The following is a 24,189-nucleotide window of genomic DNA, read 5'->3' on the forward strand; positions in this document are numbered from 1 at the left end:
CTCAGTGTACTTGTCAGTGTACTTGGAGCTCGGGCTGACGACCCGCCGCATCGGCGCCCGTGCCGGTCTTGCGCGACTGGTAGAACTTCAAGATGCTGCGCGAGGTCTCGATCTTGAGCCGGCCGAACTCGCGCTCGTTGTCCTGGAGGTCGCGTGCGGTGATCAGATGATCCTTGGCGCCGAGGAACAGGAGCGACATCGTCGTGTCCCAGGAGAAGTCGAGCGCCTTGCACAAGACCAGGATCATCTCGCGATTGCGGTCCATCAGCGCGCGCTCGATCACGTCGACAGGCAGTGACGAGAGCAGCGACAGGCCGATCTGCACCTCGTCGAAGCGGTGCTGGCGCGCATAGTTCGAGATCGAGTCCTGATTGAGGTTGCCCTGCCGGTACTGCGTCGTGACCACGCGCTTGGCGACGAAATAGCTGCGCGAGGACGGGCCGAACTTGGACTGGAGATCGCCGGTGACCTCGGTCACCGAGCTCTGGATCTGCGCCATCATCTCGGGCCGCTCGGTCTCGAGACGGCGGCGGACGTCTTCCGACGCCTTCGAAATGAGCTGCTGGAAGATGTGGCGCGGCACGTCCTTGCGCAGGCCAAGCTGTTCAGCGAGGATCGAATCGCCCTCGGCGCGGCGAACCATGTGCAACAGGCCCGATCCGGAGAAGCGCGCCCCCTCGTTCTTGGCGACCGACGTCACGACCTCCTGGTTGCCGCGCTTGACCAGCACGTCGGTCACGGCTTCGCCGAGCGACTGGCGCTGGGAAATCGCGAGCAGATGCGCCTGGCCCTTGGTCATGGCGCTCTCGACCAGCATCTTCTCGTCAATGCGATTGGAGTTGCGCAGCACGGGACCTGCGACCTCGATCTCGTCGTCGAGGGCGAGCTTTTCGATGACGTTGAGCGGGGCGTGATCGCACGCCGACATGACTTCGGAGAGCTGCGCGCGCGCAGCAACCTCGATCTCGTCGGCGAGCCGGCCGATGACCTCGCCGAACATGCTGATCTCATCGTCGCTGTAGCGGCCGGTGATCAGGATATCGGTCGCATGCCACAACGCCTTCGCCCTGCTTTCGTCCGAGCCGCGCGCGATCGCGTCGTCCAGATCCTGTAGAAGCGATTTCGCCCCGTTCATCTCGATCACCCCAGTTCTTGGTAGCCCTTTGGCGCGCCGTCCCGCCGCTCGCGGCGCGACGCCGAATTCCTCTGGGAACCGACGCTAGAGATGAAACGCGAGAATTCAGTAAAATCGGCAAATCAGTTTTGCCGGGCAAAATTCATTCAAATGCGAGGGAATGGATTTACCGATGGAGAAGGAGGAAGGTGCGCTCCCTCTCCCGCTTGCGGGAGAGGGTTGGGGAGAGGGTGTCTCCGCACCGGGATAATCTCCAAGCGGAGAGAACCCTCACCCGCGCCTTCGGCGCGACCTCTCCCGCAAGCGGGAGAGGTAAGAGGAGCCCGCGGCTCAAGCTCGCTTAACTCACGTCGTTCTCACGGATTCTGCGGCGTCAGCACCAGCGGCGGTTTTGGCTTGGGCTTTGCGGGCGGCGGGCCTGGGGCCGGCTTCACCTCGATCGGCGGCGGCAGCGGTGCGAGCTGCTGGCTGGCAAGTGGCGGGCTGGGCGCGGCGGGAGCGGCCTGCGGTGCCTTCGGCGTCGGCGCGGCCTTTGGTTTCGGCGGCGCACGGCGCGGATCGCGGCTGGGCAGCGGCACATCCGGCAGCGGCGGCTCCGGATCGGGCGAGACCAGCGTCGGCAGCGCGGCCGTTGCCGGCGGCGGCTCACCGCGCTCGATGGCGTCTAACCGCCGCGTCTCGCGATCGATCGTGCGCACCGCGAGCCACGACGACAGCGGCGCGAGGTCGATGGTACGGCTCAGCTTGTCGGGGGGCCCTGCCGCGAACAGCTGGATCTCCGGCGGAGCACCGGAGAGCCCGGTCATGATCGGCGTCAGGCTGGCGCGGATGTCGGCTTGGTCGGCGGGAATGTCGTAGCCGCCGGAAACGATGGCGCGGGCGTTCTTCGCTTCCAGCGGCGTTGCGCCGACCCGCAGGCGGCCATCGCGGATCGTGAACGGGATCTGCGCCGAGGGCACCGCAATGCGACCCGCCGACAGCGCGGGCTCGACGAGCTGCCGCAGCCGGTTGTCGTCGTTGCCCTGACCGCCGTCGCTGGCGCGGATGGCGATCTCGAACGCGCGCGGATTGAGGCCGGCGATCTCGGCGGATTCGAGCGTCACCGTGCCATTGCCGGCGAGCGCACCGGTCATGGCCGCGACGCTGCGGCCCTGGCTGGTCAGCGCCATCTGCACCGAGGCGCGCCCCTTGGGCAGTGCGAGGTCGCGATAGCGCAGCGCCGCGGCATCGACATTGCCGAGCTCGATGCGCGCGTTCAGCGCAAGACCACCCGCGCTATTGCGCGCGTCAAGGCTCGCAGACATCTCGCCGCCGCCGATGCCGCCTTTGAGCGCATCGAGCGCGAGCGACTGGCCGTCACTCCGGATCGTGCCCGCAAAGGGGCGCAGCTCGATGCCACCAGGCAACGTGCCGCGCAGCGCCTGGAAGGCGACGCGGCCACGCCAGCCGCTGACGAGTCCTGCAGTGAGCGGCTCGCCGGACTCATGTCCGGCCGCGCCGATGGCGATTGCGAGCGCCGGCGCCAGATCGAGCGAGTCGAGACCAACCTCGCCGTCGACGTTCTTGTCCTGATCGAGCGTCACCGAAACATGTCCGCGCAGATGCGAGCCCGCTGCATTGCCGTCGAGATCGTCGAAGCTCAGGCGATTGCCTGATAGCGTGAGGCGGGAGGACAGGCTGACATTCTGCGCCGGTTTGTCGGCTGGGCCGATCCCGAGCAGCGGCGCCAGATTGACGTTGCGCACGCGCAGATTCACGCTCGCCTTCGGTTCGAGTGATTTGGGTTCTGACGATTTGGGCTCCGACAATTCGATGCTGCCCTGCGCGTCCGCATCGAGCCCGCCGCCGCTGAGCTTTGCGTTCAATTGCACTGGACGGCGCCAGGCGCCGCTCAACCGGCCTTCGAATTGCGAAGCGCCCTCGCCGGCGGCCACGATGCGATCGAGCCCCAGCAGTGCCAGCAGGGCGCCGGCCTGCGGCGCCGAGACTTTCGAGTCCAGCGTGAAGTCGCTGTTGCGCAGGCGATCGAGGTCGATGCCGCCGATGGCGGCGGACGGCGTCTGCGCGACCAGCGTCGCGGTTGCCTTGAGCTGCGGTGCGTCGAGGTCGAGCATGACGCGGGCATTGCTGCGATCGGCATGCTCGGCGTTCTTATCGAGGTTGAGATCGAGCTTCAGACGCGTCGCGCCTGATAATGCCGGGATGGCATCGACGCGCGCGCGCAGCGCGGGCGCAAACGGCTCGATCAGCGCGGTGAGCTCGCGCAGCGAATTGGCCGACGATTTCAGCGCGAGCTTGCCGGTGGCATGCGTGCGGTCGAAGCTGCCGCTCGCCTCCGTGGTCACGCCGCTGGCCTGGCCGAAGCGCAACTGCTCCAGCGACAGCGATGCCGGGCTGTAAGCGAGCTTGGCTGCGAACGGCCGCAGCTCCTGGCCGGCGGAGATCGCGCGGCCGACATCGAGCGAGAGCTTTGCTTCCTCCGGCCATTCGCCTTGCGGTCCTGCGAGCGCGCGCACGAAGCTTGCGGCGGCATCGAGATCGAGGCGGTCGGCCTTGAGCTCGGCATCGATCCGCGAGCCGTTGCTCGCGCCGGTCTGCACGAAGGCAATGCGGCCTTCGACCGCGCCGCCCTCGATGTCGGCCTTCAGCCTGTCGATGGCGAGATGGTTGGCGGCGATCGTGACGTCACCGGCGAGGCGCAGCGGCCGCGTGCTGCGGCGGTTGATCTCGTTGCGGCCCTGGAGCCAGGCCACCAGCGTGTCCGGATCGGACGATTCGACGCTGAGGCGGCCGCTGAAGCTGTCGGCGCCGGGAGCTGCGCCATTGAGCGAGAGCTGCGTCATGCCAGGCGCGCGCAGCTCGAGCCGCCGGAAGGTCCAGGACCGGCCGTCGGTCGCAAGCTCGGTCGCGATGTTCTGGAGCGGGCGGCCACCGAGCATGATCTGGTCGGAGTTGAACTCGATCTGCGCCGGGATCGGCGCTTGCGGGATCGCGGCGAGGCCTGCGCGCAGCGCCGGCAGGATGCGCAGCGGCTCGGAATCGTTCTTGGCCGCCAGCCTGTCGGCATCGATCTGGCGCGCCGACAGCACCGCGCGCAGCAACGGCGAAGCACCGAAGCTGACGTCGCCGACGCCGCCAACTTTCAATGCGTTGTCATCAGTGCCGATGCTCGCATCGATCTGGTCGAACTTGGCGCCGGCCGGGTCGGCCTTGAGTTTTGCGGTGAGCTTCCACGGCGTCGCCCCCGCCTCTCCGGCTTTCTTCACCACCGGCGCGGCGAGCGTCAGCGCGCCATCGAATTTCGGCTGGCGATTGTCGAAGGCGAGCACGCCTTCGAGATCGGCGAGGATGGCGCGCTCGCCGGGATCGATGTTGAGGTGAAGACGGGTCGCGCTGCCGTCGGCGCTGGGGCCGGAGGAGATGCGGAACGGGTAGCGCACTCCGCTAACGGTGAAGCTGCCGTCGCCGCGCACCGAGCCTGCGAGCGAGCGCACGTCGCCGGAGAAGACGATGTCGTTCAATTCCAGCGTCGAGCGGCTGGCGGCATCGTGCAAGGCGATGCGGCCGGTGAGATTCAGCCGCTCGATGGCGAGGGACCCCATATTGAAGGTGCCGGTCGCGGTGGACGGCAAATCGACCCGCCCGCGCGCATCGAGGCCAAGATCGACCGCCATGCCGCCCACCGAGAGCTCGGTGGCGCGCCATTCGCCGCGCATCAGGGAGCCCAGGCTGAACTCGACGTCGAGCTTGTCGGCGCGCAGGCGGCCGAGATCGTTGTTGCCGCCGAAGGTGACGGCACGCAGCCGCAGCGTCGGCGTCGGCAACAGCCGCGCATCGAGTTCGCCCCCCACCCGCACCGGCACGCCGATGATCTTGCCAGCCTCCGCCTCGAACTGGGGCCTGAACTGGTTCCAGTCGATGTAGTAAGGCCCGATCAGCGCGGCCAGCAGCGCAATGATGAAGGCAATCGCCAATCCGAGCAGCGTCGTCTGCACGGGTCTCCCCTCGGCCAAACCGGCCCGGGCCGAACCTGAGGGCCTCAGGCGCGCCGGAACAGCTCCCTATATAAGGGGAAGTGTGGCGAAGTCACAGCGACTGTTGCGCGCGGAGGTTAACGCTGGGCGGCCTCACCAGCTCGCCGGCAGCCGCTTCAGCCCGCGCAGCACGAAGGTCGGCCGCCATTCCGGGTTTGCGACGTCGTCGATGCGCAAATCCGGCAGCCGCCGGAGCAGCGTGGCGATGGCGATCTCGGCCTCGATGCGCGCCAATTGGGCGCCGAGACAGAAATGGATACCACCACCGAACGACAGCGGCTTCACGTTCTGGCGGGTGACGTCGAGCCGGTCGGGCCGGTCAGGATAGGCCGCGGGGTCGCGGTTGGCCGAGCCGAGCAGGCACAGCACGGTCTCGCCCTTGGGGATCCGCTTGCCGGCGAGATCGTCGATGTCCTCCAGCGCGACGCGCCCGGTCATCTGCACCGATGAATCGTAGCGCAGGAACTCCTCGATCGCGCCCACCATCAGCTCGGGCCGCGCCTTGAGCAGCGCGAGCTGGTCCGGATTGCGGTGGAGCGCCAGGAGCCCGTTGCCGATCAGATTGACGGTGGTCTCGTGACCGGCCACGAACAGCAGCATGATGTTCGCGGTCAATTCCTCGTTCGTGAGCTTGTTGCCGTCCTCCTCGGCCAGCACCAGCTGGGTCGTGAGGTCGTCTCCCGGATTGCGGCGACGCAGCTCGAACAATTGCTGAAAATACATCTGCGCCATCAGGTTGCGCGCGTTGCTCTGCTTGATCTCGTCCGGCGTCATGGGGACAGGATCCAAGATTCGCACGCCATCGCTCGAGCCCTTGTGGAACGCCTCGCGGTGCTCTTCCGGGATACCAAGCATGTCGCAGATGATCGTGACCGGCAAACGGAAGGCGAAATCCCCGATCAGGTCCATCCGACCGCGATCGATCATCGCATTGAGCGTCTGATCGACAATTTCCTGGATTCGCGGCCGCATGTCCTCCACGCGCCGCGCAGTGAAGGCCTTGACGACGAGGCCGCGCAAACGGGTGTGATCCGGCGGATCGGCCTGGAGCATCGTGTGGCTCAAATTCCGAAAGACTGGCTCGTTCATGATCGCGGGGCCGTAGCGGCGCGTGGTGCGCTCGACGAAATCCTTGCCGAAGCGCTTGTCGCGCATCACGAGGCTGACTTCGGCGTGCCGGCTGGTGACGAACTGGCCGAACGGCGTCACGTGAACGGGGTCGACCGTGCGCAGCCGCTCGTAGTGCGGATAGGGATCGCGGATGAAGTCCGGCGAGAGCGGGTTGAACATCGGTCCGCCAGCGGGTTGCACTTGCTCGTTCATGGTGACCTCAAATCGGTTGCCGCATGACACCAATACGCCGATCGCAGCCCCACGCCCAGCGTAACCAAATCGATCCGGAGACGACGCCGGCCGACAGTTTTCTGCGCGCGATCACGGATCTCAGGCGCAGGACGGGGCTGGCCTCCGCCTAGCGAAGAACGACCGCAGCGAGCGCGCCGCGAGATTTGTCGCAGGATCGGACAAGGCATGTCTGCTTTGGGAAAGACGCTTCGATCCGCGCCGCGCCACAAGCAAGCCCCATCGTTCGAAGCCAGGGTTCGGTCCTGCCAAAGTTCCCGAGCGGCGCAGCCACGCCGATGTCCCTTGTCGAGGCCCTGAGGGCGGTTGCCGGTCTTCCGCCAAAGGCGCGGGCGAGCTTTTGCTGGGGCCGATGCGTTCGCGGCACCTACGCCCCCTCCGATCAGGCCAAGGAGATCACCAGGTCCCGCAGCTTCACCATGCCCTCCCGGGTGCTGGCGCGCTTCTCGGCGGACTGCGACAGCCCGAACGCGGTCGACACGCACGGGTGCTCGCTGCGCGGCTTCAGCTTCCGGCTCGGCAGCGGCCTTCAGCGCTCCGAGATTCTCACCCATAGCGCGCCGGTTCATTTCGCCAGAACGCCCGACCAGATGCTGGCTTTCCTGCAGGCGCGCATGCCGGGACCGGACGGCAAGCCGGACATGGCGCAAGTCGCGGCATTCTCCGCCGCCAATCCCGAAACGCTGCGTCAGGCAAGCTACCTTGCCGCAAATCCGCCGCCCCCAAGCCTTGCCTGCACGACCTATTGGGGCGTGCACGCCTTTCCCGCAACGAACGCTGGGGGTGAGACACGGTTCATCAAGTTCAAGGTGGTGCCGGTCGGCCAGGAAGGCAGGCCGGCCGAGGACGCGGCCACGGCCACCGGCTTGCTGCGCGATCTCGAATCCCGGATTGCGGCGCGCGATGTCAGGTTCAGCGTGATGGCGCTGCTGGACCGTCCCGGCGACCCCGTCATGGACGTGACCATCCGTTGGCCAGACGAGGATGGGCACGAAGCGGTGCGCCTCGGAACGATCGTGATAACAGGCACTGAATCAAGCGAGGCGTGCGGCGCGGCCGCGTTCAATCCAGCCAATCTTGCCGAAGGCATCGGCCATCCGCCGGACGAGATGTTCGCGGTACGGTGCACCGCCTACGTCATCTCCCAGACCAGGCGACGCTGAGCGCAAAGCTCAGGTCTCGCTTCCCAGCACGCCCTGCGCCTCACGGCGCCACATTCCCGGGCTGATGCCGACCACCGAGGAGAACACCCGGGTGAAGTGACTTTGATTGGCGAACCCGGCCGATATCGCAATCTCCGCCAGCGACAGGTCGCGCACCGTCATCAATTGCTTGGCCGTGTCGACACGCTGGCGCAGCAGCCATTGGTGCGGCGGCAGGCCGGTCGAGACGCGAAATGCGCGCGAAAAATGGCTGACCGAGAGATCGAACTCGGCTGCGATCTTCTCCAGTGAAAGCTTGCCGCGGAGATCGGACTCCAGCCTTTCGCAAGCCCGCTTCACCTGCCATGGGGCAAGGCCGCCGCGCGCGGGCTCGGCGGCGCGCCGCAATCCGCCATAGGTCGTCGCGACATGTGCGGTGAGCGCGAGCATCATGTGGTCGATGAAGAGCTGGTTGGCCTCTTCAGGCTGCCGCAACGCCGCCAGGAACGATGCGCCGAGATGGCGGATCGTCATGTCGTCATGGCCGACGCCGGGCTGATAGGCGAGCTCGCCGATCCGCGGCGCGCCGCTTTGCCTCGCCATGTCGTCCAACGCCGAACGGGGCAGATGGAAGAACAGGGAATGGAAGGGCTTGTCGATCACGTAGCGGGGATCGCGCTTCAGATCGTACAGATAGGTGGCGCCGGCGCGGATATCGCTCTTGACCACGCATCGGCCGCGCTCCCAGCACTCGCAATCGGCGAAATCGCGGAATTTGAGGCTGACGAGATAGGCGTCCTCCGGGGGCATCGACTCGGAAAGACGCGTGATGGGATGATCATCCCGGGTTTCGGTGACGGCGAGCTCGGCGCTGCGCAGCGAACGCGTGACCAGCGTTGGCGGCGCATCCTTCAAATGCAAAAATCGTTCGAGCTTCTGCGCGAAGGCGCCCGCCTGTGTCATGGGAGTGCATCTCGTATGTGAGTAGACTGGGGAGCGGAGGCGCCACCGCCAAATCACGTGCCATTATCCGACATTGGCAAACGACGGTCCAGACTTGCGCGTTGGAACCGTAGCCGTGTGCCCCTCGCCGCATCCATCGTCACGGAACGTTTTCACAAGAGATTTCAACGGATCTCGATTCCTCTCGCGCGATCTCCGTTCAATATCTCGACAACTCGTCGTCCGCCCATCGTGCGTTTGTGAAAGCGCGCGCCCGCTGGAGGCATTCGATGTCGGGCGGATCAGTCGATCACCTGATCGGCGCCGATCAGAAAGCTCTCGGGGATGACGAGGTTGAGCGCTTTGGCCGCCCTCATGCTGATGGTCAGCAGGAACTTGGTCGGCTGCTCTACCGGAAGATCGGACGGCTGCGCTCCCTTCAGGATCTTGTCGACGTAGGTCGCCGTGCGCCTCACCATCACGTTGACGTCGGGACCGTAGGACATCAGTCCACCCGCAGATGCCCAGGCGCCCCAGCCGCCGATCAACGGCAACCGACGCTGCTCTGCATAGCCGACGATGCGCGGCATCAGGTTCACCATCAGCGTCGACGTGACGACGTAGACTGAATCGGCTTGAGCGGCCGTGGCTTGATCGAGAGCAGGCGAGAGCTCGTCGACGGTCCGAACCGGCAGCGACAGCAGCTTGATCCCGAGGGATCGGGCGGCCCGCTGCGTATCGTCGAGCTCGTTGTCGAGGTGGTTCGGATTCCACAGGAACGCGACATGAGAGAGGCGCGGCACCGCTTCCTTCAGAAGCTGCAGCCGCTTCGAGCCGAGTTCGTCGTGCAGGAAAGTTACGCCGGTCGCATTGCGCTGCGGCCGGCTCAGGCTGGCCACGAGCCCGAGCTTGACGGGGTCGGCACTGACGGAAAATACGATCGGAAAGTTCTTCGCGGCATCCCGCACATAGGGCGCGATATCGCCCCCGAAAGCCATCATGATGGCCGGCTTGGTCGCGACGAGCTCGGCCGCGAGAGAGGCGAGCCGGCTCTCGTCGTTGTCGGCATGACGATAATCGTAGATGATCGTTTTGCCTTCCACATAGCCGAGCGCGCTCATGCCCGCGAGGAAAGGTCCAAGCGCCTCATCGGTCGGTTGTCCCCCATAGCGAAGAATACCGAGCCGGGGTGGTAGCCCACTGCGGGTCTGGGCATTCGCCCCGCGCAAGAGCAGCGCCGCGGCCGCGCCCCCCAACACGACGTCTCGCCTTCTCACCTGGCGTCTCCCCCGACAACGACCGTGGCACTGGAAAATCGGTGGACGGAAGCCTAATCCGCCGCGCCAGTATGTGCCAGCCCCTGCTCGGTGATCACGCTGGTTTCCGCGTCAGCTCAGAAGCCCATCTCCTCGTTGTCGTGACGCGCCTGCGGCTCTTCCGATTGAATGCCGGCCGAAGGCCGATCCGCGGAAATCCGACGCGTGGACCTCGAGCAACGGTCCCCTGAACGCAACCTCTTGCTTCGTGCATCGGGGGAGCGGCGGTCCACGTGTCGACGTCGCCTTGGGCTCTCTCATTGCCTGCCCGGTCTCGGCTCCTCGTTACTTCTTCTTTGCAGGTCCGAAGTCCGGCTGCCAGGCTGCTTCCTTGCGGGACGGGGCCGCGGCGATCACCTTGGCCTTGTCCTTCTTCGGCTTCTTAGCTTCGCGATTGCCGCGTTGCTGGCCCTTTGCCATGTCGCTCTCCTTTGCTGGCTTGAGTTCGTCGAATTCATTCGGCTGCAGGACCCGGCCGCGCGGGGTGCAGACCCTGACATCCATGTAGCCCTCGCGCAGCAGTTTTTCCGCAAGGCGTAATGCGACCGTCGCAGTTCCGCGGCCGAGATTGGAGCTGCCGTATTCGTTGGTCCCGCTGACCAGATACGGCACGCGTGTTGTCCTAGCCATTGAGGACCGCGGCTCCGCATATGAGAAGCAGAAGGAACAGCGGAACGATCACGGGCGGCACGATCCATTCCGACATGCGAACACGCGACATCGAACGCTCCTGCGCAGCCTTCGGCGGGAGCACACGTGCCCTCAGTCACCGATCGAAGCCGTCGAGATGCGCGGTGATGGCAACGACCCTACGCCTGCGCCGAACCAATAGCGAGCGTAAAGTGCCTCTCGCCGTCGCACCGCGACACTAGCGTTTGCCGGTGCGGAGACGATAGTGCTGGCTATTGCCGTGCCGAAGGCGCATGCTTACAGAAGCCGGCAGCAGTTGGGGCTTCACTCGCGAAAGGCAGGCGTGCATGACCATCCGCTCGCGGCGAAAATCCGTCTCGTTCAGGCATCCCTTCCGCATCAGCTCTGCCGATCTTGCGAATGCGCAAGCTGCAGACGCGATCATCGCCGATGACTGACCAGCCGGTCGATCTCGACAAGCGCCGCGGCATGGCCGCGCAAAAGGCCACCGACCTGCGCCGCGCGCTGGCCGAGGTCGAGGCCCATGTCAGAGAGCTGCGCGAGCGCGAGGCCGATCTCGAACACCGCATGATGACGGTGCCCGCTGCGTCCTGGCAGGAAGCCGCGGTGAAGGCGCGCCATCTGCTCAACCTCTATGCTGCGAGTCTTCCGGCAGAGGACACGCGCCACCGCGCGCTGGTGTCGGCGCTGTTCGACGATTTCGCCCGGCTGTCCGGCGACGGCTGAGGCGAGCGACGGCCGCCTGCATTCTCGACACGTGCATGCTCCGCGAGCCGGGAAGCGGACGCGCGGCCCCGGTCAATGATTGGATGGTGCGAACTCGCCGAGAAGCGAACACGCAACGGAGTAAGCCATGACCCTGACCAGCGGCCGCTTCATTGGCCACGAATACGACCGGATGATCGTCCGGTTCTCGATGCATGACGGCGCCAGGGAGATTCCTTGTGCGATCTCGACCTCCGCGATGGACGATCTCGAGCAGGGCCCGCGCGTCAGGCCGGAGCAGCGGGAAGCCCAATTCGCCCGTCTACGGGATCGCATCGAAGCATGCGCCGCGAGCAAATATCGCGCCACGGAGTTCGAAGGCACGCCGCCGGGCATCGTGCTTCGAGGCATCGATTTCAGGCCATAGGAATGCAGCAGCCGCGACAGCTTGATCGGGCTTTTCCGCGGCGTCATGGCATGAGATCCGGAACCAAGATCGCTTCTACTCCGACCTTGCTTTGATCTCCGGCAAGGGCGGCTTGCGCTCGAAAGGCTTCTTTTTCGGTGGCGCAGGCAGCAATCCCTCCCTGATCGCCTGCTTCCGGGCGAGCTTGCGGGCGCGGCGAATGGCCTCGGATTTCTCGCGGGTCTTTCTCTCGGACGGCTTTTCGTAGGACCGGCGCTGCTTCATTTCCCGGAAGACGCCCTCGCGCTGCATCTTCTTCTTGAGAACGCGAAGTGCCTGCTCAACATTGTTGTCTCTGACGAGTACGTGCAAATGATCCTCCTGGCTCGGGCTGCGAATGCGAGACGTCCTGCAGGGCAGCCAATTGCGCAGGAGCTTCATTGCGATTGTTGAGGATAGCAGCGGCGACATTCGTCGCAGCTTCGGACGAGCCGACTGCTTGTCACAGCGAGCAGCTTGGTGGCGTCAACGTGACCACCGTCGTGCAGCGCTGTCAATCGATAACGTCCTGCTTGCAGGTCGACGGACACACGCAAGGCGCCTCGATCGCAACACAGGAGCTGCCTCGCGGACAACAAACCGGCTTCGCTCCTTGCAAAACCGTGAAAGTCATATATATTGGGCCCGTTCGATTAGCCGCTGTGCCTTGTTGAATGCGCCCGCGGGCTCCTTTTCCAAAGACATCGACGAAGTTGAAGTTAACCGCGTGATTGTCGCGCGGGATGCGCTCGCGCGCTTTGGAGAAGAAAATGACGACAGGTACAGTCAAGTGGTTCAATGGCCAAAAGGGCTTCGGTTTCATTCAGCCGAGCGACGGCGGCAACGATGTGTTCGTTCACATCAGCGCCGTTGAAAGAGCCGGTCTTGCGGGTCTCGCAGAGGGCCAAAAGGTCAATTTCGAGATCAAGACCGACAAGATGCGAGGCAAAGTCAGCGCTGAGAACCTCTCGCTGGCTTGATATCGTGGCGCCGTTTCACGGATGTACTGAAACGGTTGCTCTGCCCGCTCAATCCCGGGATTGAGCGGGTTTAGCCGTGGCGGATCCGGGTGAACGATGAGCACCAAGAAACCGGCAGAGCCGTCACCCGAAAGCATTGCGCGTTCCGATCGCAAGCGCCTGGCCGCTGAAGAGGGAGCGCGGGCATTGGCAGACGTCGAAAGGCAAGCCATCGAGGTTCGCAAGAACATGGCGCGGCTCCGAGAGGTACGCGAGGCGAAGGAAGCAGCTGATGAAGCTCTTCGAGCGGCTTCGCCAGCGCCCACGCTCAGGAAGCGTTCAAGGAAGCCGGCGCGATAGTCGTCTTCGACGCCGCCGGCGAAATCTGAAGTGCCGATCACATGCCGGAGAGTGCAGATCGTGCCTAAAATCAAGCCAGACCAAGGGACCATCACCTTCTTTCTCGCGTCCGGCCCAAATCGGCAGATGTGCCGGCTTGCCACGACCTTCAACACGCAGAAGCAGGCCTTCAGCTATCTCCAGAAGCATCGAACGGAGTTCGAGCGTATGGCGCGGGCGCGCCTGGCTTCAGGCGAGCTCGAGGACGGCATTGTCGTGCTATCGATGCTCTAGTCAGTGCAGGCACGTGAGCGAGAGCACTTTTGGCGGTCTCAATCGGCTCGTCGAACTCTTTCGTCGACGAATGTCGCTCTCAAGACGGGGCCGCTCGCATCCCGAACATTGATGGCGACGCCATCGCTGCTGGCGAACGGCTCGAGCTGTTTGGCAATGTCGGCAAGTGACAGCGCCGCCTCGATCTCCGCGGCTCGCCGGCCGGCCAAATCCAGGCCTTCTTCGTCTACGACGAGCGCTTCACCATCCCAGATGTCGAAGTAGAATTGCGACACTAGGTCGTCCTCTCGGACTGGCGTCGTCGTTCAGCCTCCCGCGCCAGCCGTTCAGCCTTCAATCGCTCCCGATTTGCGTGGAAAGCCTGCTCCGCTTTCTCGTAATCGGTCGCGGGCTTGGTCGCGGTCTGCTTGAAGAGCTTGTTCGCCTCCTTCGCTGCATGCGATTGGGAATGCCGTCTCATTGCTTGTCCTCCCTGTCTCCAGTGATTCGAAGTCCGCCGGTGGCGGCGGCGGCTTGGGGCCCAGCCCATTCTCGGATCGGCTTGCTGCGCTTGGACCGATCAATTCGCACGCGGTCCGTCGAGCAGATCCGCCCGCGGATCGCCCTGTGCTCCGCCGTCCCCTCCGGCGGACGTCAAAGACCAAACCGCCGGTCGCTGATGCGTTCCTATCGGCCGGGAATATCGCTCAAAGGCGCCTACGCCGACCGCTTCACCGCAGCCCCGCCCGCGGGCGCCAGGTCGAGCCGCCTCAGCATCGCCCTCGCCTGCTCGGCGCAGTGCTCGATCAGCCAGCGCTCGAAGGCAACCGGCGCCAGCGCGGGTGCGTAGAGGAAGCCCTGAACGATGTCGCAGCCGAGCTCGGCCAGCACGTCCGGAATTTCCGTCACAAGGCGATCGGAGGCGGACATCGTCTGACCCGACGGCATCGGGAAATGCGGCAATCGGCCGAGGCTAACGCTCCGATGGTGTCCAAGATGTTTTTGCCGTTCCGCCGCGCCGCGCCAAGACGCGACATGCTTAACGTCCGGCGAAAACACTGAAGGTATCTTGGCGTCCGGAACCTATTGAAATCCCGGTTTGGGCTTGTGCAGCCGCCCGGCTACGGCGCGCACCTTGCCCGGCGATGCCCGCCAGATCGAGAGCGCCGACAATCCGCTCACGATCATTGCGACGGCAAAAGCCAGCGTGTAGTCGCCGGCGCGATCATAGAGCAAGCCCGTCACCCACGGTCCGGCCGCACCACCCGCCAGCGCCGCCAGCATGATCGTGCCGAAGATGCTGCCCTGGTGCCTGCCCTGGAAAACCTCGAACACCACCGCGCCCATGATCGAGGTGAGGCCGTAGCCGAGCGCGCCTTGCGTGAACACCATGAGATAAACCAGCCAGAGCGACGATTGATACTTCAGCGCGATCAACGCAGCGAAGCAGACGACAAAACCTGCGCAGCCGATCGCCCAGACCCACTCCCGGCCAATGCGGTCGGAGACATGCCCCAGCACGATCTGGCCGGGAATGCCGAGCAGGCTGACGATGCCGAGCGCCCACACCGCAGCGCTGGGACTGAAGCCAATGTCGAGCAGGAATTTGGTCTGGTGCACCTGCACCGCGTACCAAATGTAGAGGCCGCAGAAATAGCCCAGCGCGATCCACCAGAAACGCGCCGTCGCCACGGCGCGTCGCAGCGTCCATTCGGTGCCGGTCCAGACGGGATCGACGATGTTGGAGACGGATTTTGCGGCGCCTGCGGCCGGCGCAGCATCGCCGTCCGGCTGAAGGCCGATGTCCTCGGGGCGCTTGCGCAGCAACAGATTGATCGGCGCCAGCACGATCAGGACGAGCAGTCCCATCGCGGTGCAGGCGGTGCGCCACCCGGTTTGCTCGATCAGGTGCTGTACCCATGGCAGCAGCGTCACCGAGCCGATGCCGACGCCGGCGAAGGCGATACCGATGGCGAAGCCGCGCTTGCGGATGAACCAGTTCGGCAGGAACAGCGACTGGCCGGAATAGCCGAGACAGACGCTGCCGGCGCCGACCATGACGCCCATGGTCACATAGAGATGCCAGGGCGCGCTGGTCAGCGGTGCCAGCAGCAGCCCGCCGCCCATCAGCACGACACCGAGCTCCATCACCGCGCGCGGGCCCGCGCGATCCATCAGGCGGCCGATCAGCGGGCTGACCACGCCCGACACCACGAAGCCGAATGAGAAGGCGCCCGCAGTGACGCCGCGCTCCCAGCCGAACTCGGAGATGATGGGCGGAAAGAACAATGAAAAGGCGGTGCGCGCGTTGACGCCGATGGCCATCGTGACGAAGGTCACGGCGACCACGACCCAGCCGTAGAAGAACGGAAGCCGCATTTTTGAGTGTTTCATCCCTGGACGATCCTTCGGACCATCTGGGCATGTCCGGGTCAAGCGCTTTTCATGCATGCCCGCTGAGCGGTGGAGCTACCGCATTTCAGAGCGGTTTCCCTGCAGCCCATCCTTCGAGACGCCCGCTTTAGGCGGGCTCCTCAGGATGAGGACGGAGTGTGCGGCAGCAGTTTCAACGAGCACCGATGCTGCCTAGCCTCATCCTGAGGAGCGCGGAACGCGCGTCTCGAAGGACGAGGCGTGCGCTCAGGCGGCGTCGAGCTCTGACGATTTGACCGGCGCGTCGAACAGGATCCGCTCGATCGGCTGCGGCCGGCCGAACAGATAGCCTTGCGCAAAATTGACGCCGAGCGCCTTCAGCCGCTCGAATTCCTCGCGCGTCTCGACGCCTTCGGCGGTGACCGACATGTCCAGTCCGCGCGCCAGCGTCACGATCGAGGAGATGATGGCGGAAGAGCGCGGCTGATGCGTGAGGTTGCGGATGAACGACTTGTCGATCTTGATCTTGTCGAACGGAAACGCAGTCAGGTAGCTGAGCGAGGAATAGCCGGTGCCGAAATCGTCGAGCGCGAGCTCGATGCCGTGGCGCTTCAGCCGCTCCATGAAGGCGTGGTTCTCGACGGCGCGCTCCAGCAGCACGGATTCCGTGATCTCGATCTCCAGCCGCTGCGGCGGCAGGCCGGAATCGGCGAGCGCCGCGCAGATCATTTCGAACAGCTCGGCTTCCTTGAACTGGATCGGCGACAAATTGACGGCGACCATGAGATCGGAGGGCCAGCCGGCGGCGGCCGCGCAGGCGCGCCGCAGCACGAATTCGCCGAGCGGCACGGTCAGCCCGGTCTCCTCCGCGAGCGCAATGAACTGGTCCGGCGGGATCAGTCCGCGCGACGGATGCCGCCAGCGCACCAACGCCTCGAAGCCGCGTCGTGCGCCGCTGAGGGCGTCGACGAACGGCTGGTAGTGCACCTCCAGCTGGCAGCGCGCGATGGCGTCGCGCAGATCTCCTTCCAGCGTGTTGCGGGCCTCCAGCTCGGCCGACATCGCCTCGTCGTAGATGGTGAAGCAGTTGCGGCCGGCCGATTTCGAACGATAGAGCGCGAGATCCGCCTTCTTCAGGAGCTGCTCCTGATCGCTGCCGTGATCCGGCGCGATCGCGATGCCGATGCTGGTGCCGATCTCGACGCGGTGTCCGGGCAGCAGGAACGGTTCGCTCACGAGCTTGGCGATCCGCGCCGCCAGCTCGGTCGAGCAGGCGCGCTGATCCTCGCCGGCTTCCTGGATGATGGCGAATTCGTCGCCGCCGAGCCGCGCCAGCACGTCGCTGGCGCGCACTGCGGATTTCAGCCGCTGCGCCACCTGGCGCAGCAGTGCATCGCCGGCTGCGTGACCGAGGGAGTCGTTGACGTTCTTGAAGCGGTCGAGATCGAGCATCAGGATCGAGAAGGGCAGGCCCCTCACGCTCAACTGGCTGTTCATCTCGTCGAGCCGGGTGAGGAAGAAGGCGCGGTTCGGCAGCCCGGTGAGGATGTCGGTCTGGGCGAGCTCGAGCACCCGCCGGTTCGCCAGCGACAGCCGCCGCGAATTGCGGCTTGCGAGCATCAGATAGGTCGACAGCGACAGCGTCAGCAGCATGCCGACGGTGAGGACCGCGACCGCGCGATCGTAAGTCGTCGCCAGCGGACCGCCGGCGGTAGGAACCGCCCGCACCTGCCAATCGGTGTCCCCGATCCTGAGACTGCCCGACCAGTGCACGACCCGTGCGATGTCGCGCATCGACCGCAACGCCGTGGCGGCCGACGAATAATCCGGCAGCGTTTCCTCCAGGCTGACGATCTGCGCCGTGAAGGGCGGGAAGACGTTCATGTTGACCGCGGGGCTTGCTCCGGTGGTCACGCGAATGGACTGGATCAGCAGCGGCAGGTCGAAGATGCCGACCACGAAGCCGGCGAGATTGCGGCGCCGGTCCGCGATCTCCTCGCGCGATGTTCCCTTGGCGTAGACGGGAATGGCGACGAGGACGTCGGGCGGCCGGCCGCCCTCCTTCGGCTCGAACAGGCGCGTGCGAATGGCCGCGACGCGATCGTTGTCACGCGCGCGCTCCAGCACCGCCTGGCGCTCCGGAACGGTCGTGTAGTCCATGCCGTAGACCGACGAGGTCTTCGGCTGAGTCGAGTAGAACACCGGAAAATATTCGTCGCTCTGCGGCGCAGTGGCGAAATTCTCGCCCTGCAGCGACTTGATGCGATAACTGGACACGCCGTCCCTGATCGCGGCGGTCTCGTATTCCGCGCGCTCCTTGCGGCTGACGCGCGGCAACCAGGCAATGCGCAGCATGCCGGGATGGCGCTCGAACAGGCGGGCGCTGAAGGTCTCGAATTCGCTGCGGGTGACTTCGTCGCTGGTCGATTCGAACAGCGTGCGCAACGCGAGAAGCCTCGATATGTACTCGTTCATGCCGTTCTGCATGACGATCGCCTGGGTCTCGGCCGCGTTCTCGAACTCGATCCTGTTGACGCGATCTTCCCATCGCGCCACGGCGGCAGCGCCCACGATCGAGAACAGAAGGCCGACGCCGACGGCGACGAGCGCCGGGCGATAGAGCCCGAGCAGCGGCGCGGCGCGCCACCATCCGGCCATGCGCCTCCGATTCTGATCGTTCTGATCGCGACCGCCCATCTCGAAGCCGCTGTCCCCTATCCGCGACGAACCGAACCTCTGGTTGAGGTTCCGGCGTCGCTATCGGAACAAGACGGCGGTTAAGAACTGCACAATTTCGGAACCCGATCGTTTTGCAATGCGGAAATTAGTTAACGAAGTCTGCGAACGAGCCGGCATTGTGGAAACAAATTACCGGTTTTACCCGGAGTACTACGGTCCTTCGAGACAGTGCCGCTTAGCAAGCTATTCAGGCTCGCGAGGATATTTTGCTCGAGATTTCTTCCAACGATCCGGCAAAAAACTCCCGATGCATCGATTTCGAGCAGCGAGATCCGTCGTCCTGACCGTCGTGCTCCTCGCCGCGACCACGCTCGCGGCCAGGAGCGAGGAGGCCGGCGTCAGCGAGGATGCGATCCTGTTCGGCCAGGCCGCCGCGCTGGAAGGCCCCTCCTCCGCGCTCGGACAGCGCATGCGGCAAGGCATCGTCGCGGCGTTCACCGAGATCAACGCCAAGGGCGGCGTCCACGGCCGCAAGCTCCAGCTCATCAGCCGCGACGACGGCTACGACCCCGACCGTTCCGTAGCGCAGACGCTGCGCCTGATCGAGGACGACAAGGTGTTCGCGCTGATCGGCGCGGTGGGCACGCCGACCGCCATGGCAACGATTCCGATCACCAGTGCCAAGAACATTCCTTTCATCGGCCCCTTCACCGGCGCCGAGTTCCTGCGCGACCTCGAACTTCCGAACGTGGTCAACATCCGCGCGAGCTACGGCGCGGAGGCGGAGGCCTGGATCAAGCATCTCACCGAGGATCGCAAGTTCACCCGCATCGGCATCTTCTACCAGGACGATTCCTTCGGCCGCGATGGTCTGCTTGGCGTGAAGCGTGCGCTCGCCAGGCGTGGCCTCGAGCTCGCCGCCGAAGGCACCTTCGAGCGCAACACCCGCGCGGTCGCCGCGGCCTGGCGGATGATCAAGCGCGCCGAACCAGAGGCCATCGTGATGGTCGGGACCTACGGGCCCTGTGCGGAGTTCATCAAGCTCGCGCACCGCAGCGGCTTCTATCCGACCTTCGTCAACATCTCCTTCGTCGGCGCCAATGCGCTCGCCACCGAGCTCGGCCCTGAGGGCGAAGGGGTCATCGTCTCGCAGGTCGTGCCGTTTCCCTGGGACCGCTCGCTCAAGCTCGTCGCCGACTATCAGGCGGCGCAGGCGGCGTTCGATCCGACGCTGACGCCGGATTTCGTGTCGCTGGAGGGCTATCTCTCCGGCCGCCTCGCGGCCGCGGCGCTGGAAAAGGCAGGCCCCAATCCGACGCGCGCGAGCCTGCTACGCGCCATCAACGACATCGGCCGTTTCGACATCAGCGGCAACACCGTCACCGTCGGCACACGCATGATCGACACGCCGCCCAGGGTCTTCCTGACGGTGATCCAGAAGGACGGGACGTTCAAGGCGGTGGACCGGCTGTAGAGCCCTTCACGGGCGGCGCGTCCAGCGTTCGGCGTTGACAGCGCCCGGCGGGACCTCGCCTTTGACGATCGCCTCGACCTGCCGCACGGTTTCCAGCGACTGGTATTCGATCGCCTGCGGGGTCAGGCCGCCGACATGCGGCGTGGCGATGACGTTGAGGAGTTTCGCCAGCTCCGGGGTCGGCATCTGGTCGGGCGCGCGGCCGACATCCATCGCCGCGCCGGCAATGCGGTTCTCGCGCAGCGCGCGCGCAAGCGCCGCCTCGTCGACGAGATTGCCGCGCGAGAGATTGACGAAGACGGCATGCCTCTGCATCCGCGCCAGCGCCGCGTCGCCGATCAGGTTCTCGGTCTGCTCGTTGGCGATGGCAAGGCAGACGACATAGTCCGATGCGGCGAGGAGCTCGTCGAGGCCGACTTGCCGGATCGCGGCATCGCTGACGGTTGCGAAGGGATCAGAGACCAGCACCTCCATGCGCAGCACTTTTGCGATCTCGGCAAGATAGCGCCCGATGCTGCCATAGCCGATGATGCCGATCCGGCTGCCGGCGAGCTGGCGGCCCATCCGCGCTTCAGGCTTGCGGCCGGCCTGGTAGTCGGCCGTCGTTCTCGACACACCGCGGGAGAGGTCGACGATGAAGCCGAGCGCGAGCTCGGCGACCGCCTGCACGAAGCCCGGCCCGGCACGGGTCACGAGCACGCCGGCTTGCGAAGCCGCATCCACATTGACGTTGCGGATGTCGACGGCGCAGCGGACGAAGGCGCGCAGATGCGGCAGTTGCGCAAAGATCTCGCCGCGGCCTTCCGTCATGCGATCGGCGACGATGATGTCGGCATCCCTTGCCGCGTGCACGAGACCGGCGGCGTCCAGCGGCTCATTGCCCTCGTGCAGGATCATCTCGGCGGCCGTGCGCAGGCCGTTCAGGCTGCGATCGCCGTAATAGTTCCGCCGCATCTCCGGGGTGTGCGCGAGCAGGACCTTCACGACAAAACTCCTTCAATAGCCGAACGCGCGCGGCAACGCGGTCGAGAGCCATGGCACGAAGGCGATGACGAGCAGCCACAGCATCAAGAGCCCAAGATAGCCCATGGCCGGCCTCGCCGTCTGCCCGATCGGCACGTAGCCGATCAGGCAGGCGCAGATCGGTGGCGCACCGACACGAAAAAGCTGCGGGATGGCAATCCCGCAGCTTTCGCATTTCGACGATCGATGAGGTCAGCGCGAATGTGCGCCGCTCAATTGGGCGCTTGCGGCCTCGACATCGCGCGAGGGACGCAGCGCGTAGGCGCCGTCGCCGAGCAGGGCCTGCGCGGCCAGCGCGATCGCCCAGAAGGCTGGGAATTCCCAACCGCCCTTCGGGTTGGTGAAGAAGAAGCCGGCCGCGCCGTGCACGGTGAAGATCGCGCCGAGCAGGATCGGGATGCCGGCCAGCGCGGCGTAGCGGGTCCAGACACCCAGGATCAGGGCGACGCCGCTCAGCACCTCGACCGTCATGACGACATAGGCGAGCTCGGGCGGGAAGCCGAGGCTGCCGAAGAATTTTGCGGTGCCGGCGGGGGTGAACACGAACACCTTCAGGCTGGCATGGGCGAGGAACAGCGCGCCCAGGGTCACGCGCAGCACCAGCGCGGCGTAAGGGGCGGTACGGGAATCGATCATGGCGGTCTCCTTTGCGACGCACCATGATCTATTCTCAAATCGATGATAATCTGCTATTTTCGAAATATACTCCACACTAGCAGAGTGAGATTGACTTTGCTCGACCGCCTGACCAGCCTGGAGGTTTTCGCGAGGGTTGCCGCGGCCGGCAGCCTCTCTGGTGCTGCCCGGGCCATGGGCCTGTCGCAGACTATGGTGACCAAGCATGTCGCCTCGCTGGAGGCGCGGCTCGGCACAAAACTGTTCCATCGCACAACCCGACGGCTCTCCATCACCGAGGCTGGACGAAGCTATCTGGAATCCGCCGAACGCATCCTCGCCGACATGGAGGCTGCCGATGCCGCCATCGCGCGCGAACGCATCGAGCCGCGCGGGCTGCTGCGCGTCAACGTCCCCGTCGTGTTCGGCACGAGGCAGATTGCGCCTGCGATCGCGGAGTTTTCGGCAGCCCACCCCGAGGTCACCGTCGAGCTCGGCCTCAACGATCGCCTCGTCGACCTCGCCGAGGAAGGCTGGGATCTTGCGATCCGCATCGGCAGCCTGCGCGACTCCAGCCTGGTGGCGCGGAAGCTCGCACCGAACCGCCTCGTGGTCTGTGCCGCACCTTCCTATCTTGCCAGGCACGGCACGCCGCGCAGCGTCGCCGACCTCGCCGGGCATAATTGCCTCGGCTACACGCTCTCGCAGCAGGCGAGCGCGGCGGAATGGCTGTTCGGCGCCGAGGGTGAGATCCGCGTCCAGGTCAGCGGCACCTTACGCGCCAACAACGGCGATGCGCTGCGCGCGGCGACGCTGGCCGGCCTTGGCCTCGCGCGGCAGCCGACCTTCATCATCGCCGACGACCTGCGCAGCGGCGCCCTCGTCGCGCTGCCGCTCGACCAGCCGGAGATCCAGACCTCGGCCGTGCATGCGGTCTACCTGCCCGATCGCCGGCCGCCGGCGAAGGTGCGCGCCTTCATCGACTTTCTCGCCGCCCGCTTTGCGCCTGTCGCGCCCTGGGATCGCGGACTGCCGTGACCGCGCACGGCCGCGCCGGCCTGGTAGGCCTCCTGCCTGATTTTGTCGCAGGCCCAACGTGAACTAGCGCACAGACGGACTCATGGCGGCACCCTAGAAAAAGTGACATCATCGCGCGCATTGCCGATGGAGGTGACATCATGCGCCGTCCAGTTCTTTGCAATTTGTTCCTTGCGTCCGGCCTTCTCGCACTCGCCCAATTGGCGACGCCAACGGAGGCCGCCGCCGAAGCGCGGCTTGCGCTGGTGATCGGCCAATCGGCCTATCGCACCGTGCCGGAGCTGCCCAATGCCGCCAACGACGCCAAGGGCATGACGGAGCTGCTCGGCAATGCCGGCTTCACCGTCACCACCGTGGCCAATTTGGCACAGACCGAGATGCGCGTGGCGATCTCGGACTTCGCCGGCAAGGTCAGCGCCAGCGGCGCCGACACCGTCGCCTTGGTGTTCTATGCCGGCCACGGCCTGCAGATCGACGGCGAGAATTATCTCGTGCCAGTTGATCTCGATCCCAAGCGCGAGGCCGACATTCCGCTGCAGGGCGTGCGGCTGAACGACCTGCTCAACACGCTCGGCGCGCTGCCGACGCGGGCGCGCATCTTCATGCTCGACGCCTGCCGCAACAATCCGTTCCCAGCGCTCAGCGGCGCCGGCCACGGCCTTGCGATCGTCGACACCAAGGCCGGCGCGCCCGGCTCCTTCATCTCCTATTCGACCTCGCCCGGCGCCGAGGCCGAGGACGGCAACGGCATCGACAGCCCCTATACCACGGCTGCGCTGTCCATCGCCAAGCAGCCCAATCTGCCGATCGAGGAAGTGTTCAAGCGAATCCGCGTCGCCGTGGCGCAATCGACTGACGGGCGGCAGATCCCCTGGGAAAGCTCGTCGCTGACCACAGACTTCAAGTTCTTCGGCGAGAGCAGCGGCAGCACGCCCGCTCTTCCCGGCGCATCCGCGATGGCGCTCGCCAGCGGGACGCGCAGCGTCGAAGACTGGCGCAAGACTCTGCAGGGCAAGCCGGCCATGGTCGCCTATGAGCTCGTGATCACGGAGGACACCGTGGAGGCGTATCAGGCCTATATCGAGCTGTACGCCCAGGACACCCGTACGCCGCGGCTGCGCACGGTGCTAGAGCGGCGTCGCCAGATGCTGGCGTGGGAGCGTGCCACCGCCATCAACACTCGCGCCTCGTTCGAGGCTTATCTCGCGAACTGGGACAACAGCGATCTCGCGGCAACCGCGCGCCGGCTGCTGCTGCGCGTGCAGAACCGCAACTACGCCTTGCCCGTCGCCGCCGCGGCGACGCCCGTCGCGGTCGCGATGGCTCCGACCTGCCCGTGCTCGGCGCCCACGCCTCCGGCTAGCCCGGTCAACCCGGCCGTGGCGCCCGTCATCAAGAAGCGCGTCGACGAGACCCCGCCGAAGCGCAAGGTGGTCGAGACGCCGCCCAAGCGACGACCGCCGTCTGACCAAGTGGTCTACGAGCGCGCGCCGCCGCCGGATCGCGGCCCGCCGCCCGAGGCTGTCATGCAAGGCATCGGCATCGGTGTTGGGATTGGCCTCGGCATGGGAATGGGCGGCCGCGGCGGAGACAATTATGGCGGCGGGCACCGCAGATACTGAGCTGCGGCGCGTTCTGATGCTTGGGCAATAAATTAAAGCGCGATGATGCCCACTCTCATCGC

23 protein-coding genes and 1 pseudogene are annotated in these 24,189 nt (G+C 65.5%); 10 read left to right on the forward strand and 14 right to left on the reverse strand.

Annotated features, from left to right (window positions below; genetic code table 11):
• Positions 1-13: 13 nt before the first annotated feature.
• The 3 genes from CVM73_RS26870 to CVM73_RS26880 form a co-directional block, all read right to left on the reverse strand.
• The gene (locus CVM73_RS26870; RefSeq protein ID WP_100234819.1) at positions 14-1,135 is read right to left on the reverse strand and encodes a DUF2336 domain-containing protein; all 1,122 of its coding nucleotides are present in this window, start codon (positions 1,133-1,135) and stop codon (positions 14-16) included.
• 356 nt (positions 1,136-1,491) lie between these two features.
• On the reverse strand, positions 1,492-5,130 hold the full coding sequence (locus CVM73_RS26875; RefSeq protein ID WP_100234820.1) for an AsmA family protein: 3,639 nt from the start codon (positions 5,128-5,130) through the stop codon (positions 1,492-1,494).
• 132 nt (positions 5,131-5,262) lie between these two features.
• Positions 5,263-6,492, reverse strand: coding sequence for a cytochrome P450 (locus CVM73_RS26880; protein WP_100234821.1), 1,230 nt, complete (start codon positions 6,490-6,492; stop codon positions 5,263-5,265).
• A gap of 68 nt (positions 6,493-6,560) precedes the next feature.
• On the opposite strand from CVM73_RS26880, the pseudogene CVM73_RS41655 reads away from it, so the two are divergent.
• Positions 6,561-6,644: pseudogene (locus CVM73_RS41655) on the forward strand (TetR/AcrR family transcriptional regulator); the annotation flags it as partial.
• Between the two features lie 165 nt (positions 6,645-6,809).
• Positions 6,810-7,694: a catalase gene (locus CVM73_RS26890; RefSeq protein WP_430641319.1), complete on the forward strand. Its 885-nt coding sequence runs from the start codon at positions 6,810-6,812 to the stop codon at positions 7,692-7,694.
• A 9-nt stretch (positions 7,695-7,703) separates the two neighbouring features.
• Here CVM73_RS26890 and CVM73_RS26895 read toward each other — a convergent pair whose 3' ends face one another.
• From CVM73_RS26895 to CVM73_RS40735, 3 genes are all read right to left on the reverse strand, one after another.
• Positions 7,704-8,636, reverse strand: coding sequence for a helix-turn-helix domain-containing protein (locus CVM73_RS26895; protein WP_100234822.1), 933 nt, complete (start codon positions 8,634-8,636; stop codon positions 7,704-7,706).
• A 281-nt stretch (positions 8,637-8,917) separates the two neighbouring features.
• Complete coding sequence (locus CVM73_RS26900; protein ID WP_146006663.1) at positions 8,918-9,892, reverse strand: ABC transporter substrate-binding protein; 975 nt, start codon at positions 9,890-9,892, stop codon at positions 8,918-8,920.
• Between the two features lie 324 nt (positions 9,893-10,216).
• Entirely contained in the window at positions 10,217-10,561 is a 345-nt protein-coding gene (locus CVM73_RS40735; RefSeq protein WP_208639247.1) for a hypothetical protein, read from the reverse strand.
• Between the two features lie 450 nt (positions 10,562-11,011).
• On the opposite strand from CVM73_RS40735, the gene CVM73_RS26910 reads away from it, so the two are divergent.
• Positions 11,012-11,308 carry a hypothetical protein gene (locus tag CVM73_RS26910; protein ID WP_100234824.1) on the forward strand — a complete coding sequence of 99 codons (297 nt, stop codon included), beginning with the start codon at positions 11,012-11,014 and terminating at the stop codon, positions 11,306-11,308.
• Between the two features lie 127 nt (positions 11,309-11,435).
• Positions 11,436-11,714 carry a DUF1488 family protein gene (locus CVM73_RS26915; protein WP_100234825.1) on the forward strand — a complete coding sequence of 93 codons (279 nt, stop codon included), beginning with the start codon at positions 11,436-11,438 and terminating at the stop codon, positions 11,712-11,714.
• 75 nt (positions 11,715-11,789) lie between these two features.
• Here the strand turns inward: CVM73_RS26915 and rpsU are convergent, their stop codons facing one another.
• Positions 11,790-12,065: a 30S ribosomal protein S21 gene (gene rpsU, locus CVM73_RS26920; protein ID WP_100234872.1), complete on the reverse strand. Its 276-nt coding sequence runs from the start codon at positions 12,063-12,065 to the stop codon at positions 11,790-11,792.
• Positions 12,066-12,502: 437 nt separating this feature from the next.
• On the opposite strand from rpsU, the gene CVM73_RS26925 reads away from it, so the two are divergent.
• From CVM73_RS26925 to CVM73_RS26935, 3 genes are all read left to right on the forward strand, one after another.
• Positions 12,503-12,712: a cold-shock protein gene (locus CVM73_RS26925; RefSeq protein WP_100234873.1), complete on the forward strand. Its 210-nt coding sequence runs from the start codon at positions 12,503-12,505 to the stop codon at positions 12,710-12,712.
• A 96-nt stretch (positions 12,713-12,808) separates the two neighbouring features.
• Complete coding sequence (locus CVM73_RS41180) at positions 12,809-13,051, forward strand: transcriptional regulator (RefSeq protein WP_100234826.1); 243 nt, start codon at positions 12,809-12,811, stop codon at positions 13,049-13,051.
• 51 nt (positions 13,052-13,102) lie between these two features.
• Positions 13,103-13,324: a hypothetical protein gene (locus CVM73_RS26935; RefSeq protein WP_100234827.1), complete on the forward strand. Its 222-nt coding sequence runs from the start codon at positions 13,103-13,105 to the stop codon at positions 13,322-13,324.
• 38 nt (positions 13,325-13,362) lie between these two features.
• On the opposite strand, the gene CVM73_RS26940 is transcribed toward CVM73_RS26935, so the two are convergent.
• From CVM73_RS26940 to CVM73_RS26960, 5 genes are all read right to left on the reverse strand, one after another.
• Positions 13,363-13,599 (reverse strand): DUF6894 family protein, encoded by a 237-nt coding sequence (locus CVM73_RS26940; protein WP_100234828.1) that lies wholly within the window; start codon positions 13,597-13,599, stop codon positions 13,363-13,365.
• Complete coding sequence (locus CVM73_RS26945; protein WP_100234829.1) at positions 13,599-13,784, reverse strand: hypothetical protein; 186 nt, start codon at positions 13,782-13,784, stop codon at positions 13,599-13,601. The genes CVM73_RS26940 and CVM73_RS26945 overlap by 1 nt, the downstream gene beginning before the upstream one ends.
• A gap of 236 nt (positions 13,785-14,020) precedes the next feature.
• Positions 14,021-14,233 (reverse strand): hypothetical protein, encoded by a 213-nt coding sequence (locus tag CVM73_RS26950; RefSeq protein WP_146006664.1) that lies wholly within the window; start codon positions 14,231-14,233, stop codon positions 14,021-14,023.
• A gap of 153 nt (positions 14,234-14,386) precedes the next feature.
• Positions 14,387-15,682, reverse strand: a complete 1,296-nt coding sequence (locus CVM73_RS26955; RefSeq protein WP_100234831.1) for an MFS transporter — start codon at positions 15,680-15,682, stop codon at positions 14,387-14,389.
• Between the two features lie 261 nt (positions 15,683-15,943).
• Complete coding sequence (locus CVM73_RS26960; protein ID WP_167407078.1) at positions 15,944-18,334, reverse strand: bifunctional diguanylate cyclase/phosphodiesterase; 2,391 nt, start codon at positions 18,332-18,334, stop codon at positions 15,944-15,946.
• A 328-nt stretch (positions 18,335-18,662) separates the two neighbouring features.
• Here CVM73_RS26960 and CVM73_RS26965 point away from each other — a divergent pair, with 328 nt between their 5' ends.
• Complete coding sequence (locus CVM73_RS26965) at positions 18,663-19,829, forward strand: ABC transporter substrate-binding protein (RefSeq protein WP_100234833.1); 1,167 nt, start codon at positions 18,663-18,665, stop codon at positions 19,827-19,829.
• Positions 19,830-19,835: 6 nt separating this feature from the next.
• Here the strand turns inward: CVM73_RS26965 and CVM73_RS26970 are convergent, their stop codons facing one another.
• Together CVM73_RS26970 and CVM73_RS26975 are read right to left on the reverse strand one after the other, a co-directional pair.
• Positions 19,836-20,813: an NAD(P)-dependent oxidoreductase gene (locus tag CVM73_RS26970; protein WP_100234834.1), complete on the reverse strand. Its 978-nt coding sequence runs from the start codon at positions 20,811-20,813 to the stop codon at positions 19,836-19,838.
• 231 nt (positions 20,814-21,044) lie between these two features.
• Entirely contained in the window at positions 21,045-21,488 is a 444-nt protein-coding gene (locus tag CVM73_RS26975; protein WP_100234835.1) for a DoxX family protein, read from the reverse strand.
• Between the two features lie 96 nt (positions 21,489-21,584).
• Here CVM73_RS26975 and CVM73_RS26980 point away from each other — a divergent pair, with 96 nt between their 5' ends.
• Positions 21,585-22,505, forward strand: coding sequence for a LysR family transcriptional regulator (locus tag CVM73_RS26980; RefSeq protein WP_167407084.1), 921 nt, complete (start codon positions 21,585-21,587; stop codon positions 22,503-22,505).
• Positions 22,506-22,645: 140 nt separating this feature from the next.
• Positions 22,646-24,127 carry a caspase family protein gene (locus CVM73_RS26985; RefSeq protein ID WP_100234837.1) on the forward strand — a complete coding sequence of 494 codons (1,482 nt, stop codon included), beginning with the start codon at positions 22,646-22,648 and terminating at the stop codon, positions 24,125-24,127.
• Positions 24,128-24,189 lie beyond the last annotated feature (62 nt).

Origin of the sequence: Bradyrhizobium forestalis (genome assembly GCF_002795245.1) — a bacterium.
Classification (GTDB): Bacteria; Pseudomonadota; Alphaproteobacteria; order Rhizobiales; family Xanthobacteraceae; genus Bradyrhizobium; species Bradyrhizobium forestalis.

What these genes read in the sequence shown, in the direction of transcription:
- CVM73_RS26985 (WP_100234837.1), top strand. Translation starts at nt 22,646, where the DNA reads ATGCGCCGTCCAGTTCTTTGCAATTTGTTCCTTGCGTCCGGCCTTCTC.
- CVM73_RS26975 (WP_100234835.1), bottom strand. Translation starts at nt 21,488, where the DNA reads ATGATCGATTCCCGTACCGCCCCTTACGCCGCGCTGGTGCTGCGCGTG.
- CVM73_RS40735 (WP_208639247.1), bottom strand. Translation starts at nt 10,561, where the DNA reads ATGGCTAGGACAACACGCGTGCCGTATCTGGTCAGCGGGACCAACGAA.
- CVM73_RS26950 (WP_146006664.1), bottom strand. Translation starts at nt 14,233, where the DNA reads ATGTCCGCCTCCGATCGCCTTGTGACGGAAATTCCGGACGTGCTGGCC.
- CVM73_RS26945 (WP_100234829.1), bottom strand. Translation starts at nt 13,784, where the DNA reads ATGAGACGGCATTCCCAATCGCATGCAGCGAAGGAGGCGAACAAGCTC.
- CVM73_RS26870 (WP_100234819.1), bottom strand. Translation starts at nt 1,135, where the DNA reads ATGAACGGGGCGAAATCGCTTCTACAGGATCTGGACGACGCGATCGCG.
- CVM73_RS26915 (WP_100234825.1), top strand. Translation starts at nt 11,436, where the DNA reads ATGACCCTGACCAGCGGCCGCTTCATTGGCCACGAATACGACCGGATG.
- CVM73_RS26960 (WP_167407078.1), bottom strand. Translation starts at nt 18,334, where the DNA reads ATGGCCGGATGGTGGCGCGCCGCGCCGCTGCTCGGGCTCTATCGCCCG.
- CVM73_RS26880 (WP_100234821.1), bottom strand. Translation starts at nt 6,492, where the DNA reads ATGAACGAGCAAGTGCAACCCGCTGGCGGACCGATGTTCAACCCGCTC.
- CVM73_RS26925 (WP_100234873.1), top strand. Translation starts at nt 12,503, where the DNA reads ATGACGACAGGTACAGTCAAGTGGTTCAATGGCCAAAAGGGCTTCGGT.
- CVM73_RS26890 (WP_430641319.1), top strand. Translation starts at nt 6,810, where the DNA reads ATGTCCCTTGTCGAGGCCCTGAGGGCGGTTGCCGGTCTTCCGCCAAAG.
- CVM73_RS26910 (WP_100234824.1), top strand. Translation starts at nt 11,012, where the DNA reads ATGACTGACCAGCCGGTCGATCTCGACAAGCGCCGCGGCATGGCCGCG.
- CVM73_RS26965 (WP_100234833.1), top strand. Translation starts at nt 18,663, where the DNA reads ATGCATCGATTTCGAGCAGCGAGATCCGTCGTCCTGACCGTCGTGCTC.
- CVM73_RS41180 (WP_100234826.1), top strand. Translation starts at nt 12,809, where the DNA reads ATGAGCACCAAGAAACCGGCAGAGCCGTCACCCGAAAGCATTGCGCGT.
- CVM73_RS26895 (WP_100234822.1), bottom strand. Translation starts at nt 8,636, where the DNA reads ATGACACAGGCGGGCGCCTTCGCGCAGAAGCTCGAACGATTTTTGCAT.
- CVM73_RS26955 (WP_100234831.1), bottom strand. Translation starts at nt 15,682, where the DNA reads ATGCGGCTTCCGTTCTTCTACGGCTGGGTCGTGGTCGCCGTGACCTTC.